The sequence below is a fragment of the Dethiosulfatibacter sp. genome (assembly GCF_983023055.1).
Window position 1 is genome coordinate 986 of sequence record NZ_CEZJXU010000074.1, and the last position, 1,056, is coordinate 2,041.

At 38.9% G+C, this 1,056-nt stretch carries 2 protein-coding genes; both read right to left on the reverse strand.

Annotated elements, in window-relative coordinates:
* The coding region (locus AC3AX0_RS04195; RefSeq protein WP_487549052.1) for a GTP 3',8-cyclase MoaA at positions 1-613 on the reverse strand (613 nt) is incomplete at its 3' end.
* The coding region (locus AC3AX0_RS04200; RefSeq protein WP_487549053.1) for a substrate-binding domain-containing protein at positions 610-1,056 on the reverse strand (447 nt) is incomplete at its 5' end. The genes AC3AX0_RS04200 and AC3AX0_RS04195, both read right to left, overlap by 4 nt.

Below are 1,056 nucleotides of genomic sequence, written 5' to 3' on the forward strand. Positions count from 1 at the left end.
TAGATATAAATTTTTCATTGGACCAGCTTGCCGACAGTCCAATGGGCATCAACTCAATAAATCTTACATGTATATCGTGGTTTAGTGTATAATCTGCAAGTACTTCTATTTCGTCGTCGTTGAACCCTCCGATCAATACTGTATTTATCTTAATAGGAGTCAACCCATAATGAATGGCTGCCTCAATACCTCTTAAAACATCGGAAAGGTTTCCACCTCTTGTAATAGCCATAAACTTTTCGGGATTAAGTGTGTCCAGACTTATGTTTACCCTGTTAAGTCCTGCATTTTTTAGCTTTTCAGCATAGTCAGCAAGAAGTATTCCATTTGTAGTCATTGATATATCTTTTATTCCTTCCAGTGCTGCAGTCTTTTTTATAAGCCATTCTATGTTTTTCCTTACAAGAGGCTCTCCTCCTGTCAATCTTATCTTGTCGAATCCAAGTTCCTCAGACGCCTCTATTATCTGGTATATTTCTTCAAGTGACAATATATCAAGATGCTTCTTTTTACCTACGCCTTCCTCAGGCATGCAGTATTTGCATCTCAAGTTGCATCTGTCTGTCACTGAAACCCTCAAATATCTAATGTTTCTTCCATATGAATCTTTCATATTTTCACCACTTTTCCAGTATTTTCAAAGGTGTATCCGCCAAGCTCCCTTAACTCATCTTCCAGATTTTTGGATTCCAACACCTTCAGGAATATCTTCATTTTTGGATTGTTCATCTCTTCCTTTAAAATAGCAAAATCATATTCCTCTTCCGCCAGAGGTATGAAGTCAAGGTTCATTGTCTTGGCTGCCGAATATACTCCAAGACCCACATCTGCAGTTCCTGATGAAACAGCTGCTGCCACGGACATATGTGTAGTCATTTCCCTGTCGTATCCCGTTATTTCACTTCTATCCATTCCTTCCTGCTTCAGTCTGTAATCAAGAAGAACCCTTGTTCCAGAACCCTTCTGCCGATTTACAAAGGATACATTATCTCTTGAAATGTCCCTAAGAGACTTTATGTTTTTCGGATTGCCCTTCTGAACCATGAATCCCTGTAT